Raw genomic sequence first — 14,598 nt, forward strand, 5'->3', positions numbered from 1 at the left:
ATCTCTTAACTTGTTAGCCTACGTATCATTTTTCCCTCTGAATCAAATACCTCGATTGCTAGGGCTATAGGTCTCCACGCGTGCGTAGCGCAGCTTAGACACGGGTCGAAAGCGCGGATCACCGCCTCAACTCTATTCAGTAGGCCTTCGCTTAATCTACCTCCGCTTACATATTTCTTTGCCACCTGCGTTATAGCCATGTTGTATGCGAGGTTATTATGCTCAGTCGCGATTACGAGATTAGCCCACTCTATTAAGCCGTGCCTGTTAACCTTATAGTGATGTATAAGCGTGCCCCTAGGGGCCTCAGCGACCCCAACACCCTCGTACCTATTGACGGAGGCCCTAGCCCAAATATTATCGGAATATGCTTCTGGATCCTCTAAGATTTCCCTAACCTTCTCTATGCAGAACAGTATCTCAATTAACCGCGCGTAATGATATAGCATGGTGTTTTGGACAACGCCGTTTTTACCCCACTTCTTAAATTCTTTCAGTTCCTCGTCTGCTAGTGGTGTGCCACATCGTGAAACAATATTAAGTCTCGCCAGCGGCCCAACCCTATAGACTCCCTTCGGGTAGCCCAGCGGCTTATAGTATGGGAACTTCATATACGACCAGGGTTCAACAGCCTCCCCAATATACTCACAATATCTTTTTGGGTCAAGATGATCGCTAATTATTTGCCCTTTATCATCAACGATTCTTATTAGTCCATCGTAATGTTCCAATTCGCCTTTCCGCGTCACTAACCCCATATAATATGTTGGGAAGTCTCCAAAGCCCTTGATCTCGTCGCTCATCTTTTCTAAAATCTCTCTAAATCTGGATAGATTTTCGAGAGTTATTTTTAGGGCGTCATCATATTCGCTCATGATTCTCTCCGACTTATCCTTTGAGAGCGGCGCCGCAACGCCTCCCGGAACAATCCAGTCGCTTGAATGTATCCTTTTGCCAGCCAAATACTCAATTATCTTTTGCCCAAAGGCTCTGAGCTTTATTCCCTGCTTAGCTATCTCCGGATACCTTTCCATCAATCCGAAAATATTTCTTTTTGATGGCTCAGAATCCATGCCTAAAAGGAAATCCGGCGAAGAGAGGAAAAAGAAGCTCAGCGCATGCGACTGGATTATCTGCCCCATATGCATTAAGCGCCTTAGAAGCTCAGCGGCTCTAGGTATGCTTACAGCCAATATATCGTCGCATGCCTTCACGGACGCTAGAAGATGGCTTACAGGGCATATCCCGCATGTCCTAGACATTATGCTCGGCATCTCATAGAAGGGACGCCCCTCGCAGAATTTTTCGAAGCCGCGGAAATCCGTTACGTGCAGTCTAGCCTCTCTAACGCTTCCATCGTCGGATAGGTGGATTGTCACCTTAGCGTGTCCTTCGATCCTAGTGACTGGCTTTATCTCAATCAGATTGCTTCTTTCCTCAACCATATTTTGCTTTACCCTCCATATTCGGCGCTCTACCCGCCAATATTTCGGTTAGAACATAGTTTATGAGGTCTGCTGATGGCGGGCATCCCGGAATAAAATAATCGACCTTAACAACTTCATTCAATGGGCATGCGCGCTTTAGCAATTTTGGGACATCGTTTGGGGTCAGCGGGTTAACATCAGTTAATTCTATGTAAGCTCTGCGGATAATCTCTTCGGAGCCATTATCCAAGGTATTTCTTAATGCGGTCACGTTTCCGGTTACCGCGCAGTCACCTATGGCGATAAGTATTTTTGTGTGTTCCCTAACAGTCTTGAGTAAGTGTAGCTGCTCCTCGTTTCCAACAGCTCCCTCAACAATAGTCACATCAACGTTCTCTGGGAAATCCTTAACATCCATAAGCGGGCTGTAAACAAGATTTATCTTTTCAGCAAGATCTATTAGGCGCTCATCTTGATCTAGAAATGACATATGGCACCCTGAGCAGCCGCTAAGCCAGACCGTTGCGAAATTAACTTTATTGATTCGGCTCATCTATCTCCGCCTCCTTGAGATTATGAATTGGGCTATATCCTTGTCCTTCGTTTCCGAGATGGGTTTGTCCCTCACGTATATTGCTCCAACAGGGCATACTCTAGCACACTTACGACACGATGTGCATGATCTAGACGAGCCCCAATCCTCATCCATATCCACAATTATCTGCGAGTCTTTACCCCTAGCTTTTATGTCTAAGACATGGACGCCCTCAATCTCATCGCATACTCTAACGCAGCGGGTGCATAAAATGCACCTATTATTGTCTATAACTAGAAAGTCATGCGTCAAATCTATTTTTTGCCTAGTCCACTCGCGATCGAACCTCAAGTGATCGACGCCAAACTCTTTCGCCAAATCCTGCAATTCACAATTACCATTAGCGACGCAGACGGCGCATACATGAGGCTTCTCTGAAAGCAGAAGCTCTACCGTCATCTTCCTATATTTCCTCAGCCTCTCAGAGTCTGTAATGACCTCCATACCGTTGCTGACAGGGGTTGTGCAGGATGGGAAGAGTTTAGGCGAACCCTTAATTTCAACTATGCATAGGCGGCAACTACCATAATTACTTAACCCATCTAGATAGCATAACGTTGGAATTCTTATCCCAGCCCTCTTAGCAGCTTCAAGAATTGTTTCTCCCTCGTAGGCAGTAACCTCAACACCATTGATCTTCAATTTAACTGTTCCAGCACCACTCATCTCATGGAGCCTCCTTCATAGATACTTGGGACCTAAAACATTTTCCAGCCGGACACCTCTTATCAAATATATGGGTAATGTATTCATCCCTAAAATAGCGTAAGGTTGTTAAGACCGGGTTCGGGGCTGTTTGTCCTAAACCGCATAGGCTCACATCCCTCACATACTCGCCCAGCTCGCTCAATATATCTAGGTCCTCTAGGCGCCCCTCGCCCTTCATAATCCTCTCCAGAATATTCCTCATTTTCAGCAATCCAACCCTACAGGGAACACATTTACCACACGATTCATCAACGCAGAAGTCCGTGAAGAACCATGCTGTATCAACCATACATGACTCATCATCGATCACGACTATGCCGCCAGAACCCATTATAGCCCCAGCTTTAGTCAAAGACTCATAATCAATCGAAAGATCAAGCAAGCTTTCAGGCAAGCATCCGCCTGACGGCCCACCGACCAGAACAGCCTTAAATCTCCGCCCAGACGGAACCCCACCACCTATCTCGAAAACAACCTCTCTAAGGGTTATTCCCATCGGGACCTCAATAAGCCCCGGGTTGTTCACTTTACCGGTAAGCGAGAAGCATTTTGTGCCAGTACATTTTGGTGTTCCAATCTTAGCAAACCAGCTTCCACCGTTAAGTATTATGAGCGGAACGTTCGCCAGGGTCTCAACATTCTGTATGAGTGTTGGCTTACCCCACAATCCCGATGTCGCTGGGTACGGTGGACGCGGTCTAGGCATTGCTCTGCGCCCTTCAATAGACGCAAGTATACCGGTCTCCTCACCGGCAACGAATGCGCCTGCACCCAACCTTAACTCAATATCGAAGCTGAACTGCGTTTCAAGAATATTCTTTCCCATAAGATTCATTGACCTGGCTTGTTTTAAGGCTTCCCTTAAAGTCTGAACCGCTAGCGGATATTCGGCTCTAACATAAATGTAGCCTTTTTCGGCGCCTACAGCATAGGCGGCTATGGCCATACCCTCAATTATAGCATGGGGATCCGCCTCAGCCAATGTTCTGTTAGCGAATACTCCCGGGTCGCCCTCATCCAGGTTCGCTACAACATATTTCGGAGTATTTTTCTCTCTAGCCACGAAATTCCATTTCTGCCCGGTTGGAAAACCCGCGCCTCCGCGCCCCCTTAATCCGCTTGCAATAACCTCATCTATCACTTCCTTTGGTGTCATCTTTGTCAGGCACTTTATAAGCGCGGAGTATCCGCCAGCCGCTATATAATCCTCTATTTTAAGCGGGTCTATTTTACCAGCGTTCCTTAGAACAAGCCTAAGCTGCTTCTTAAAGAAGGCCTCATTCGCATAAAGCAGCTCTTTAACAGGTTTCCCGGAAACTATGTGGCTTTTCACTATTTCCCTAGCATTCTCCGGCGTAACATTCTGATATAGGTAGCCGCCGGGCTCAATTAAAACTACTGGGCCGACTGAGCATGTTCCCACGCATCCGGTTCTTGAAACCCTGCATTCGCCCTGAAGCCCAAACTCTTTAATAGCTTCCTCAAACGCTTTAAGAACTTGTAGGGCGCCGAATGGTAGGCATCCGCTGGAGCAGCAGACGTTTATCCTATACCTATAAGACCTCTGTCTCTCGGCTTCCTCTCTAGCGATTCTCAAAATATCCTCTGGCTTCAAAACCACTTATCCCCCAAGAACTTTTCTTATTTTATCCAAAACAACCTCTTTAGTTGCTCTTCCAACAACTTCGTTATCAATAGTTATATTTGGGGCCATGGCGCATGCGCCAATGCAACGCGTAACAAAAAGTGAGAGCCGTCCATCCGGACTTGAACCGCCGCGCTTAATATTAAATTCTCTCTCAATTGCCGTTATTATCTCTTCAACACCCTTCACGTAGCATGCTGTCCCCATGCACGCTGAGATAACATGCTCACCGGGCTTCCTAAACTTGAATAAGTGATAAAATGATGCTACGCCATAAACATGGCTCGGCGGCAGGTTCAGGCGCTCAGCTATATATGTTAGAAGAGGTTTATCGAAGTATCCATAAAGCTCATGTGCCGCATGCAGAACTTCAAGAAGGGCGCTTTTCTGATAGTTATGCTCTTTTATAATTCTTTCAAGCATTTGTAAGCGCCTATCTTCCTTTAACAAAGGGTTTACCGCCCCGAATAATTGTTTTCTAAACGCTTTCTCTTTCTTAAATGAGGTATGACGGGGAGTATTTAAGGGTTTACTCATTAAGATTACTTTAAAATTGATTTAAGTGCTAGGATTCAGTAGATCATGGAACGTGAGGTTTAACGGCAACCTTAACTTGACCATCCGGGCTTATGGCGATTAAACCTATAGGTAAATTTATAACGCTCAAAATTTTCTCCAGTTTCCTTAAATATGGATAATCTTCTGGAACCGCGATATACGTCGGTACAAACCCGTTTTCAACGCAATGAACTATACATTGACCCAGATTTCTATAACAATCAGATAACTCAAAACCACATCTGGTCATTACACAGTACGCCATCCTATACCCTATGCTATATCCGTCCTCAATCTCGTAGACTTCAATTCTATCCTCCTCAGAGCGAACAATGCTTGTTGGGAACAATGAGGACAACCATTTAGATAAAACCTCAGAGACATTTTCACTAACCATGCCGTTTCTCCCTCAAATACGATTTCTAGGAACTTTAACATTTAATTTATTTTCACGCGCTTATATAATACTTACTTCAAGATTTTGGAGCCCCGCGTACAGAAAGCAAAATTATGGAAGAAGCTATGATGAAAACCGCTAAAAATATAGTTATCTGTGATAAGATAGCGAGGATAAATACTCCATATAAACTGGAAACCAGTTTCATTATGACGCTTAAAGAAATGAAGCCTAAACATAAGCCAAATGTTAATTTAAAGCTAGCCTCCTTTACTCGTCTGGTCGCTGAAGAGCCGATCTGCACACCGATCGAGGAACCGACAAAGATTAGAATTGCCAATATAAAATCAACGTTCCCCTTGAGCGTATGAGTTAAAGACGCGTACGCGCAGCTCACCAGTACTCCGAAAATGCATGTTCCAGCGGCAACCGACGGCTTACAGCCAACTATATAGATTAGCAGCGGAACCAGTATAAAACCTCCACCAGCGCCTAGAAAACCAGCTGATAAACCGCCAATAAAGCCGATCGCTGCCACCATCCATACTGATATTGGCTTTGCATCAGGCTGCGACGTCGTGATCAGCGGCGGGATTTTAAGCTTATGAATCCTAAACCATAAAGGCTTCTTTTCGGGACTCTTTTCCCGACCAGGGTTTAAGCCCTCATAAACCATGTATGTGGAGATTAGAATTAAAATTAGGATATAAGCCAGACTCACCGCGAAATTCATGAACTGCGTGTTGATCCTCTTAAGTTGCTCAATTGATTGCGCCCCAATTTCTGTTCCGAGAACTGAGGAAAGAGCAATAATTAAGCCTATTTTCACCTCCACGTTGCCTAAGCGCTTATGCCTTAACGATGCAACAATAGATGACATAAATATCTCGGTAACGCTTGTCCCGACAGCCGTGCTGGCTGGAAAACCTAGGCTAATTAGAAACGGTGTGAGAATGAAGCCGCCGCCGAAACCGAAGAAACCGGATAGAATCCCTACGAGAAAGCCCATAGCGATTAAGCAGAGACTTACACCTACATTTAAATCCAGTACCAACATTTTCTCCTGCTATAAAGAGCTTCAAAATAATAAAAATAAAGATTAGGGGAAATAGCCGGATAATGTAAAGTTTCTCCGGCTTTTCTTTTACTCGCGCAGCCTACCCTCTAGCTTATTTACCCACTTATTATATTCTCTGGCGCCCAATAAATCGTTCAATTCCTCCTCAAGAATCACGGAGTTCTTGGGTTTGATTTCAAGAATCCAGCCCTTGCCATACGGGTCTTCGTTTATTAGATGTGGTTCGTTCTTTAAGTCCTCGTTAACCTTAACTATTTTGCCGCTAACTGGCGCATAGATATCGAACATGAACATCCATGTTTCAACGACACCTATCGGCTCCATTTTATTAACCTCTTTTCCAGCCGGCTCAGTCATAACGTGGGCTATGCCTTTCAAGTGCCTAGCAGCGTAATCAGATAGCCCGACGCGTATATTTCCTTCAGGAGTTATTTGAGCCCATGTATGCTTCGGAGTGTATAGCAACTGTTCTTTAATGGTCGCTAGGACCTCCTTTCTTTTCTCCGCTGGGACCCCTCTGGTGCGCATTATTTCTTCAAGGCGTAATCTTATAGCCTCTGAAACGAACTCCGATATACTTCTATACTTTCCAGTTTTAACGGCCTTTTCAACCTCATCTATTAATTCTTGCCTTATACTCACGGTCTTCCATTTTGGCATATACTACGCCTCCACTACACTTGAGTGATATATAATGCAAGCGAAAGATATATATTTAATGCAAATAAAATAATGATTGGTAAATATCGTATATTCCGGGTGAGCTGGGTTGGAGAGTAGAAAGCTACAGAAGGTTGGCCGCTCAACAATAACAGTTTCGCTTCCAAATAAATGGATAAAGGAGAATAACATTAAACCCGGCGATTTAGTCTTCATTTTGCCGGAGAAAGATGGAGCATTGAGGATAGTTCCAAGCCAGTCCATGCGCCAAGAAGAAGTTGAGGAAGAATACGTGATTAACGCTGATGCCTGCGATGAGCATGGTATGCTTGAGAGGATAATCGTTGGCGGCTATATTCTTGGGCGAAACGTCATCAGAATCGTATCACCAAACCGTATAGAGAAAGAACACATAGATGAAGTCCGGAGGATCGTACGTAAGCTTATTGGCTTAGGCATACTTGAGGAAACATCGAACAGCGTATTGCTGCAGTGCTCATTAGACCCAACGAGATTTAAGATAGACATGTTGGCTAGAAGATTAACCCTTGTTGTTTCGACAATACTTTCTGAGGCTATGCAAGCGCTCTTAGAGAATAATGAGGCTTTAGCTAAGGAGGCTATTGAGCGTGAAGAAGAAGCTGACACAATTTACTACTTGGCTACTCGTTTACTTCTCTATGTGCAGAGAAAACCTGCTTTAGCCGAGCAAATGGGTATAACGGATATAATTCTTATACCGGCTTTACGCTTAATATTCCAGTCTTTAGAGTTAATAGGCGATTACTCTGAGGATATAGCGAAAAAGGTGCTGGCCCTCAAAACATATAGAAATAGGATAAGCGAAGACATGATAAAGAAGATTTATGAGTTGGGTGAGGCGGTTCAGACTGTTTTCCAGAGGGCTATTGACTGCATCTTTACGGGCGATATTAAGCTCGCTAACAGCGTGCTTGAGATGAAAAGATCTCTTAAAGATGGAGCTGAGAGACTGATGCATGAGCTGCCAGAGATACCATACTTGAGGGCCATAGTTTCAGGTTTAGCCAATATAGCGAACGTCGGAGGGATAAGCGCCGATATAGCGATAAATAAGGCGTTGCTGGAGCACAGTAAGCATATTGAGGGCATAGTTGAGATAGTCAAGCATGTTTTAGTGCAACCTAAACCATCAAGATTTGAGTTAAGATAGACGCTGGCACATGCCCTCTTATGCATGGTTACTCATCCAAGCAATTAAGACATGCGTAGATAACCTTAAACTCACAGCTGAAGGCTCTTAAAACATGCATGTTCTTCTTATGCGTTAAACTTAACTTAGAAAAGGAAAAATATATGCAGTAAATAAAGTATTAATTGAGGGAAACAATTTATGGGCAATAGTTTTGAGGAGGCGTTATCGAATATAAACGTTTTCTGCTCAGTTTTGGTTAAAAAGATAATTGAGGATGAAGAACCGCAAATAAAGCCCGAACCTATCGAAAGTATGTTAAAGAAAAAGTATACAGTTGAGGTTTACGGAGACTGTGATAAATGGGAGGAACCCCTAGTAGATGTTTTTGAAGATGAAAAACAAGTGAAGATCCTCATGCGCTTCTCATTCGGAGGACAGGAAATCGAGTTTCATCCCTGTGAAGATTACGTGGAGATATGGGTTAATAAGGGCCAAAGGTTTAAGCTTCCAATAGATCCTCCAAACATGAATAAAACAACTGTAAAACGTAATAACCAAGTATTAGAAATAACAGTACAAAAGTGATTTTGGCACCTCATAATCCTTTAGATTAATCAGCGTCTTGTTCTCGCCATACAGAGCTGAGTTCGTATATCTCTAGAAGCTTAACCTTGGTTTTTCCGCCTCTACTGTAAGCTTCCAGCAACCTATCAGAACTATCGAAGATGGCTCCAACCGAAAGTATTATTGCCCCATCATTGCCGAATACCTCTATGGATGTTTTGTCCACAAGAACCTGTAGTCGAATCTTCCCGTCATTAGGCTTGAGGGGTGCGCTCCTATTTAGACAAGTAATTCTTTCTGACATAACATTATACGTAACCGGTATCCCTCGTATAATAAGACCGAACTCCGATCCGGCCTCAATTTGGAATTCTACTCGTACGTCAAGAAGGTCGCTGCTCAATCCTTTTGTCAAATCCATTCTACCTGAAAGATAAAAGTTCTCTTTAACTAGTCTTCTACCATGTAGTTTCTGAATCTCTTTAACTGGTTCTCCAAATAAGCGTAGCCCACCCCTTGTTTTATGGAGCGTAAGCGCGCACGGAAAGGTCATTTGTTGACTGAAAGGCATGTTTGGCGCCCCATTTTTAATCTTTAACCATGCTATTTGGAGCCTCCGCCCATCTTCAGGCGGTATATCGTTCCAAGTTTGGGCGGCGTAGCTGTCTCCCCAAGATAGTCTCTGCGGCTCTGTCTCTCGCTCAAATTTCTCTCCATTAAATGAGCCTAAAACATATCGTCCATCAGCAACCCAGAAGACCCATTTACTGCTCCATCGATCTCCATTGATTGGCAGTTCAAACATGTCGGGGCATTCGCTGGCTTCAGGGATAGTTATTCTGCATAGTTCCTCCCATTCCTTAAGGTTCGGTGAAGAAAATAGTCCATAATCGTTTTTGTCTAGGTAAAGCACCATTACCCATTGTTGAGATGGTTCATGCCAAAACACTTTCGGATCACGATTCTGCCCAACAATATTAGGCAACACAGGGTTCTTCTCATATTTTGTCCATGTTCTGCCCGAATCATTGCTATATGCTATAGATATCGTAAAGGGCTTCCCTCTAGACAGAGGCGAGGTATCTCCGGCTGACGTGTAGATAAGCACTAGGGGAGGCTTGTCGCATGTTTGGAAGCCTGCCGTATTCTTCCAGTCTACTACAGCTGAGCCAGACCATATTGTTCCCATCTCATCGGGTTCGAGAGCTTCGCCCAGCTCTTTCCAGTGAAGTAGATCTGTGGCAACGGCATGTCCCCAATGCATATCACCCCATTTACATCCATACGGGTTATGCTGATAGAAAAGATGGTACTCCCCTCCATAATACACGAGCCCATTAGGATCGTTAATCCATCCGCGACGGGACGTGAAGTGAAATTGGGGGCGATATGGCTCCCTATATAGGTTTGGGTATAATCTGTTATCTAAATGGTCACTTTGAATTATATGATCCGCGGTATTATATGGAAAGTTTGAATCCTCGATCTCAACCACAATTCTTCTACCTCTATAAATGCTGACATCCGAGAACACCCAGAACACCCAGAAATCAGGCTCTTTATAAGCGAACTTCATCTCAAACTCTCGCACCACTTTATTCATATAGAGCAATCTCAGCCTTAGCGGCTGGGCGCCCACCTTAACTGGTAAATGCAGGTATCTGCCCGAAATAGTGATTTCGAATTGTGCCTTCAACTTAATCCCCAGAACTTTATGTTTTTCAATGCATTAATACAGACATAGTTTTAGAGACAGTTAAGGCTTTCTTCATTACCCAAGACTCAAGAAGTTTTCATAATCTGTCATCTTTACCTCAGCAAAGGATTAATCTTCGTCTTAACGATTATCTTCTGTTTGGTGCTGTGCATGGATGTTTTTGAGGCTATTCAGAAGAGGCGTTCGGTTAGAGCCTATGAACCGATGCCTATCCCTAGGGAAATGTTGAAGAAGATTTTAGAGGCAGCTAGGCTTGCGCCCTCCGCAGGGAATATTCAGCCTTGGCACTTTATAGTTGTGACCGATGCCGAGAAAAGAAGACGGCTTGCCGAAGCGCCTTTCGCGGGCTTTCTAAAGGAGGCGCCTGTCGTCATCGTTGGCTGTGGAAACCAGAGGGCTTCTCCAAAATGGTTTATGGTTGACGTCGCTATAGCTATGCAAAACATGGTTTTGGCTGCGACAGCCGAGGGGCTTGGAACATGCTGGGTTGGCAGCTTTAATGAGGATAAGGTTAGAGATCTGCTCAAAATACCAAGCGATTACCGGGTGGTTGCATTACTTGCCCTAGGATACCCGCGTAACAAACTTGACATTCAGGGTGGGATGATCCACTTAATTAGAAGACGTAAAAGCTTAGAAGATATAGTTGGCTTTGAGGAGTTTGGCGGAAAATTTTTAAGTAAATGAAACTATCAAATCTCCATATGGAATTTTAAATATAAGATTATAAATATGGACTATTAATTCATAAAATTTACTTAAAGCAGCCTAAATTATGAGTATTTTGAGGAGCATTATGAGAGAGTATGATATTTTAGAGGTGGAAAAACTTTTGGGCGTCAGTGCTGCGTGTTCTACTGTTGAGGTCTTTCGTGACGTTTCTAAGAGAATTCTCTGCTTTAGTCTCGGAGAATCCGCTAGTGAAGCAGTGTTATTCTTTCTACATAAAGGTTTAGGTCGCGACCCATTCAATGCTTTCTGGGAAGATCCCAAAGCCGTCTATTGCGAGATGGAGCGGATCTTCGGCGTAGGCGCTAGGGTTCTAATCAATATTCTGGTGGCGGGGATCAATAGGGAATATGGTTTAAACATGAGCCCAGAACACTTCCTAGAGATTATACGTGATGGCGACCAGATGGCGATAGAAGAAGTGCGCTCTTTTATGAGAAAAATAGCTGAAGCGCATAAATATAGAAGTGCGTAAAGTGAATGTTGAAGGCGCCGGTTGCGCCGGTAAAGCTCAAAGCGGCATAAGCGGCTTAGATGATCTTATAAATGGAGGTTTCCCCAAAGGCAGCCTAATAGTTTTAGCTGGGAACCCCGGCACAGGCAAAACAATATTCTCAGCTAGATTCCTTTACCATGGCGCAGTTAATTGTGAAGAGAAGGGCATATACGTTAGCTTTGCGGAGAACCGAGAAAATTTCCTTAAGAACATGCTCAGTTTAGGCCTAGATTTTGAGAAGCTGGAAAAAGAAGGCAAATTCCGCTTCCTAGACATGCTGACCGTTAGAGGAGAAGCTGTCCAAACAGTTCTAGAGACTATGTTTAAAGAGGCGAGTAACATCGGAGCTAAGCGCCTAGTATTAGACTCCTTTTCAGCGTTGGCTCAAGCATTTAAGGAGACCCATGAAGCCAGAATTATTCTACATACGATTTTAAGTAAGATTACTAGGCTCATGGGTTGCACAACAATACTGATAGTGGAGACCCCGCATGGGGAAGAGAGGATTGGTTTAGGCATAGAGGAGTTTGTCGCCGACGGCATAATCCTGCTCAGGAGAACTAGGCTAGATGGAAGGCTCCTAAGGGATCTAGAATTACTTAAGATGAGGGGAACACCAATAGCTGAAACTCAGGCAGTCTTCACGCTTAAAGACGGCTTCAAAGTTTTCCCACCATTCAAACCCAAGCCAATTAAGAAATCATCCAGATTTCAGCCTCAGCCAGATACAGAAGAATACTTCTCAACAGGCTCACCAGACCTAGACGAGATGCTTGGAGGGGGCTACCTAAAGGGCTCGACGGTCTTGATCGATATAGGTGAGCAGATCTCAACGCTGCAATACCACTTAATTGCTGCCGTAACAGCCTGCAACTTCATTACTCAGGGTAGAGGCGTAATCATTGTTCCATCTAGGGGTGTAGACACCAGCCTCATATTTGAAAGGGTTGAGGAGTATGGCTTAACAATAGATGAGGTGAACAGGCTCCTAAGAATATGCGTCAAAGAATACCCCGGATTTAAGTCCAAACCATATCTTATAGCATTTGGAGGCAAGAGCATTGATGAGGATTATGCAAAATATATGAAGGGTGAACAGGAGCTAATAGAGAGCACCAGCCAGCCAATACTGCATGTTATTGGCGTGGACACTCTAATAGATGATTATGGGGTTAGAGAGACTATTTCAGCCATTAGAACCTACGCTACGCGAGTAAGGGAGACTGATGGTCTAGGCATAGTGCTGCTTAAGCCCGGCTACCCGAGGCTGGCTAAGATACTCTCAGCGACAGCGGACATACACTTAAAGATCACACGGGAGCATGGAGCCGTCCTAGTCCACGGCGTAAAGCCCAGAACAAACATACACGTGCTAGAAATGGACACTTCAATGGGCTATGCTATGCCAAGACTCACACAAATAACTTAGTAAGAGGGGATAAAGATAATTTAGACAATAGCCCGATTCGCTTTTCGCGGGATCTTCCGCCTCTAGATGATAGGTAGATGAAACTCTCAAAAAGGAACATTAAACGCGAATACTTAAACTCAAAAATTATAGGGAAAATAGATAGAAGGAAGATGTAGAGGTCTACTTAAGTTTATATTTTCCGTCAGGCGTCTTCTCAACCTTCCCCTCCTTAATTAACCTTGTTAACTGCCCCTTAACTATACCAGGCTTCGACCTGGTGGCTTTAACAAGATCCTCAACGGTCTTTACGCCGGACTTTAGTTCCTCAACTATTTTGTTTTTAACGCTCAACCAATCACCACCCCCTTCTCATAATGTTTTTATGAATCAAATAAATAAATGTTTTACGCTGAAAATGTGAAACCGCCGTTTTACTGTTCTTTCCAATTCACTGTAAAGCTTATATATTTCATTTTATTAGGGCTTAAATTTGCCTTTAAACCTTGTGAGTTAAATAATCTACTCCACCGTCCGAAAGAATTCGGGCGGCGGCTTTTCTCGCAGCCCAGCACTGGAAAGCGACCGCTACTGGATATGATGCTGGGTGCCGATGGGCGCATTCGATCTTCACCGCTAGAGCCGTTATGCTTCCGCCAAGACCCATTGGCCCTATGCCAGTCATATTTACGGTTTCAAGAAGCTCTTTCTCAAGACTCGCTATCCTCTCGTCTTCGGGCTTTTCATCCAATGGTTTAAGTAGAGCCTTTTTAGCAAGGCTCATGGCTATATCCGCCCCACCGCCTAAACCAACACCTATAATTGTCGGCGGGCACGGAAGCCCACCGGCTTTTATGACGCTCTTCACAATAAACTTTTTTAATCCATCTAAACCTTCGCTTGGATTCATCATCTTTAATGCGCAAGCATTCTCTGACCCCCCTCCCTTAAGTAACACCGTGATTTCAAGGCAGTCTCCCTCGAAAATCTCCCAGCATAAATATGGAAGATACCTTCCAGTATTATCCCCCGAATTCACATTTGAAAGAAAATCCACAGCGTTTGGTCTAAGCGGTATGCTTAAAGTTGCTTTTCTCACAGCGCTGCGCAAAGCCTTTTCAACCTTACCTAAACCCCTAAATCTCGAACCCGCCTTCAAGTAAAACGAGATCGTTCCAGTATCCTGGCAGACAGGTATATTTTCTCTCTCAGCCAAACGTATATTCTCAAGAATATTTTGAAGGTGTAGTCTTCCAAGAGGGCTCTTCTCCTCGTGATAAGCTTTCTGGAGAGCCTCCTTAACGTCATCCGGCAATCTTATGGCCGCGAGCTCCAAAAGCTTTAGAGCCACCTCCTCAATTAATGAGCAGCTAACCATAGCTGTTCACCATAAACCCTTAATCTCCTAATTTAAATACCTCTTTCCCACAAAATATAATTGA

The 14,598-nt window shown here is 44.0% G+C and carries 16 protein-coding genes; 5 read left to right on the forward strand and 11 right to left on the reverse strand.

Annotated features, from left to right (window positions below):
• Window positions 1–5: 5 nt before the first annotated feature.
• The 8 genes from QXR61_04170 to gcvH all read right to left on the reverse strand — a co-directional run bounded on the left by QXR61_04170 (window position 6) and on the right by gcvH (window position 7,068).
• On the reverse strand, window positions 6–1,445 hold the full coding sequence (locus tag QXR61_04170; GenBank protein ID MEM3757140.1) for a Ni/Fe hydrogenase subunit alpha: 1,440 nt from the start codon (window positions 1,443–1,445) through the stop codon (window positions 6–8).
• Complete coding sequence (locus QXR61_04175; protein MEM3757141.1) at window positions 1,438–1,971, reverse strand: oxidoreductase; 534 nt, start codon at window positions 1,969–1,971, stop codon at window positions 1,438–1,440. Before QXR61_04175 ends, QXR61_04170 begins: the two co-directional genes overlap by 8 nt.
• A 9-nt stretch (window positions 1,972–1,980) precedes the next feature.
• Window positions 1,981–2,688, reverse strand: coding sequence for a bidirectional hydrogenase complex protein HoxU (hoxU, locus tag QXR61_04180; protein MEM3757142.1), 708 nt, complete (start codon window positions 2,686–2,688; stop codon window positions 1,981–1,983).
• Between the two features lies 1 nt (window position 2,689).
• Window positions 2,690–4,351 carry a NuoF family protein gene (locus QXR61_04185; protein ID MEM3757143.1) on the reverse strand — a complete coding sequence of 554 codons (1,662 nt, stop codon included), beginning with the start codon at window positions 4,349–4,351 and terminating at the stop codon, window positions 2,690–2,692.
• Complete coding sequence (locus tag QXR61_04190) at window positions 4,352–4,825, reverse strand: NAD(P)H-dependent oxidoreductase subunit E (protein ID MEM3757144.1); 474 nt, start codon at window positions 4,823–4,825, stop codon at window positions 4,352–4,354. It lies immediately after the preceding gene.
• 130 nt (window positions 4,826–4,955) lie between these two features.
• Window positions 4,956–5,330, reverse strand: a complete 375-nt coding sequence (locus QXR61_04195) for a hypothetical protein (protein ID MEM3757145.1) — start codon at window positions 5,328–5,330, stop codon at window positions 4,956–4,958.
• Between the two features lie 76 nt (window positions 5,331–5,406).
• On the reverse strand, window positions 5,407–6,387 hold the full coding sequence (locus QXR61_04200; protein MEM3757146.1) for a sulfite exporter TauE/SafE family protein: 981 nt from the start codon (window positions 6,385–6,387) through the stop codon (window positions 5,407–5,409).
• A gap of 87 nt (window positions 6,388–6,474) precedes the next feature.
• Complete coding sequence (gene gcvH / locus QXR61_04205) at window positions 6,475–7,068, reverse strand: glycine cleavage system protein GcvH (protein ID MEM3757147.1); 594 nt, start codon at window positions 7,066–7,068, stop codon at window positions 6,475–6,477.
• A gap of 109 nt (window positions 7,069–7,177) precedes the next feature.
• On the opposite strand from gcvH, the gene QXR61_04210 reads away from it, so the two are divergent.
• Window positions 7,178–8,260: a phosphate uptake regulator PhoU gene (locus QXR61_04210; GenBank protein ID MEM3757148.1), complete on the forward strand. Its 1,083-nt coding sequence runs from the start codon at window positions 7,178–7,180 to the stop codon at window positions 8,258–8,260.
• A 180-nt stretch (window positions 8,261–8,440) separates the two neighbouring features.
• Window positions 8,441–8,827, forward strand: a complete 387-nt coding sequence (locus QXR61_04215) for a hypothetical protein (GenBank protein ID MEM3757149.1) — start codon at window positions 8,441–8,443, stop codon at window positions 8,825–8,827.
• Between the two features lie 25 nt (window positions 8,828–8,852).
• Here the strand turns inward: QXR61_04215 and QXR61_04220 are convergent, their stop codons facing one another.
• On the reverse strand, window positions 8,853–10,502 hold the full coding sequence (locus QXR61_04220) for a glycoside hydrolase family 32 protein (protein ID MEM3757150.1): 1,650 nt from the start codon (window positions 10,500–10,502) through the stop codon (window positions 8,853–8,855).
• Between the two features lie 171 nt (window positions 10,503–10,673).
• Here QXR61_04220 and QXR61_04225 point away from each other — a divergent pair, with 171 nt between their 5' ends.
• The 3 genes from QXR61_04225 to QXR61_04235 all read left to right on the forward strand — a co-directional run bounded on the left by QXR61_04225 (window position 10,674) and on the right by QXR61_04235 (window position 13,177).
• Window positions 10,674–11,210 (forward strand): nitroreductase family protein, encoded by a 537-nt coding sequence (locus tag QXR61_04225; GenBank protein MEM3757151.1) that lies wholly within the window; start codon window positions 10,674–10,676, stop codon window positions 11,208–11,210.
• A gap of 109 nt (window positions 11,211–11,319) precedes the next feature.
• Window positions 11,320–11,727 (forward strand): hypothetical protein, encoded by a 408-nt coding sequence (locus QXR61_04230; protein ID MEM3757152.1) that lies wholly within the window; start codon window positions 11,320–11,322, stop codon window positions 11,725–11,727.
• A 1-nt stretch (window position 11,728) separates the two neighbouring features.
• Window positions 11,729–13,177, forward strand: coding sequence for an ATPase domain-containing protein (locus QXR61_04235; GenBank protein MEM3757153.1), 1,449 nt, complete (start codon window positions 11,729–11,731; stop codon window positions 13,175–13,177).
• A 162-nt stretch (window positions 13,178–13,339) separates the two neighbouring features.
• On the opposite strand, the gene QXR61_04240 is transcribed toward QXR61_04235, so the two are convergent.
• Together QXR61_04240 and QXR61_04245 are read right to left on the reverse strand one after the other, a co-directional pair.
• Complete coding sequence (locus QXR61_04240; GenBank protein ID MEM3757154.1) at window positions 13,340–13,510, reverse strand: TrmB family transcriptional regulator; 171 nt, start codon at window positions 13,508–13,510, stop codon at window positions 13,340–13,342.
• 145 nt (window positions 13,511–13,655) lie between these two features.
• Window positions 13,656–14,534 (reverse strand): fumarate hydratase, encoded by an 879-nt coding sequence (locus tag QXR61_04245; protein ID MEM3757155.1) that lies wholly within the window; start codon window positions 14,532–14,534, stop codon window positions 13,656–13,658.
• Window positions 14,535–14,598: the final 64 nt, after the last annotated feature.

This window comes from Candidatus Bathyarchaeia archaeon (genome assembly GCA_038882715.1).
Lineage (GTDB): Archaea > Thermoproteota > Bathyarchaeia > Bathyarchaeales > DTEX01 > DTEX01.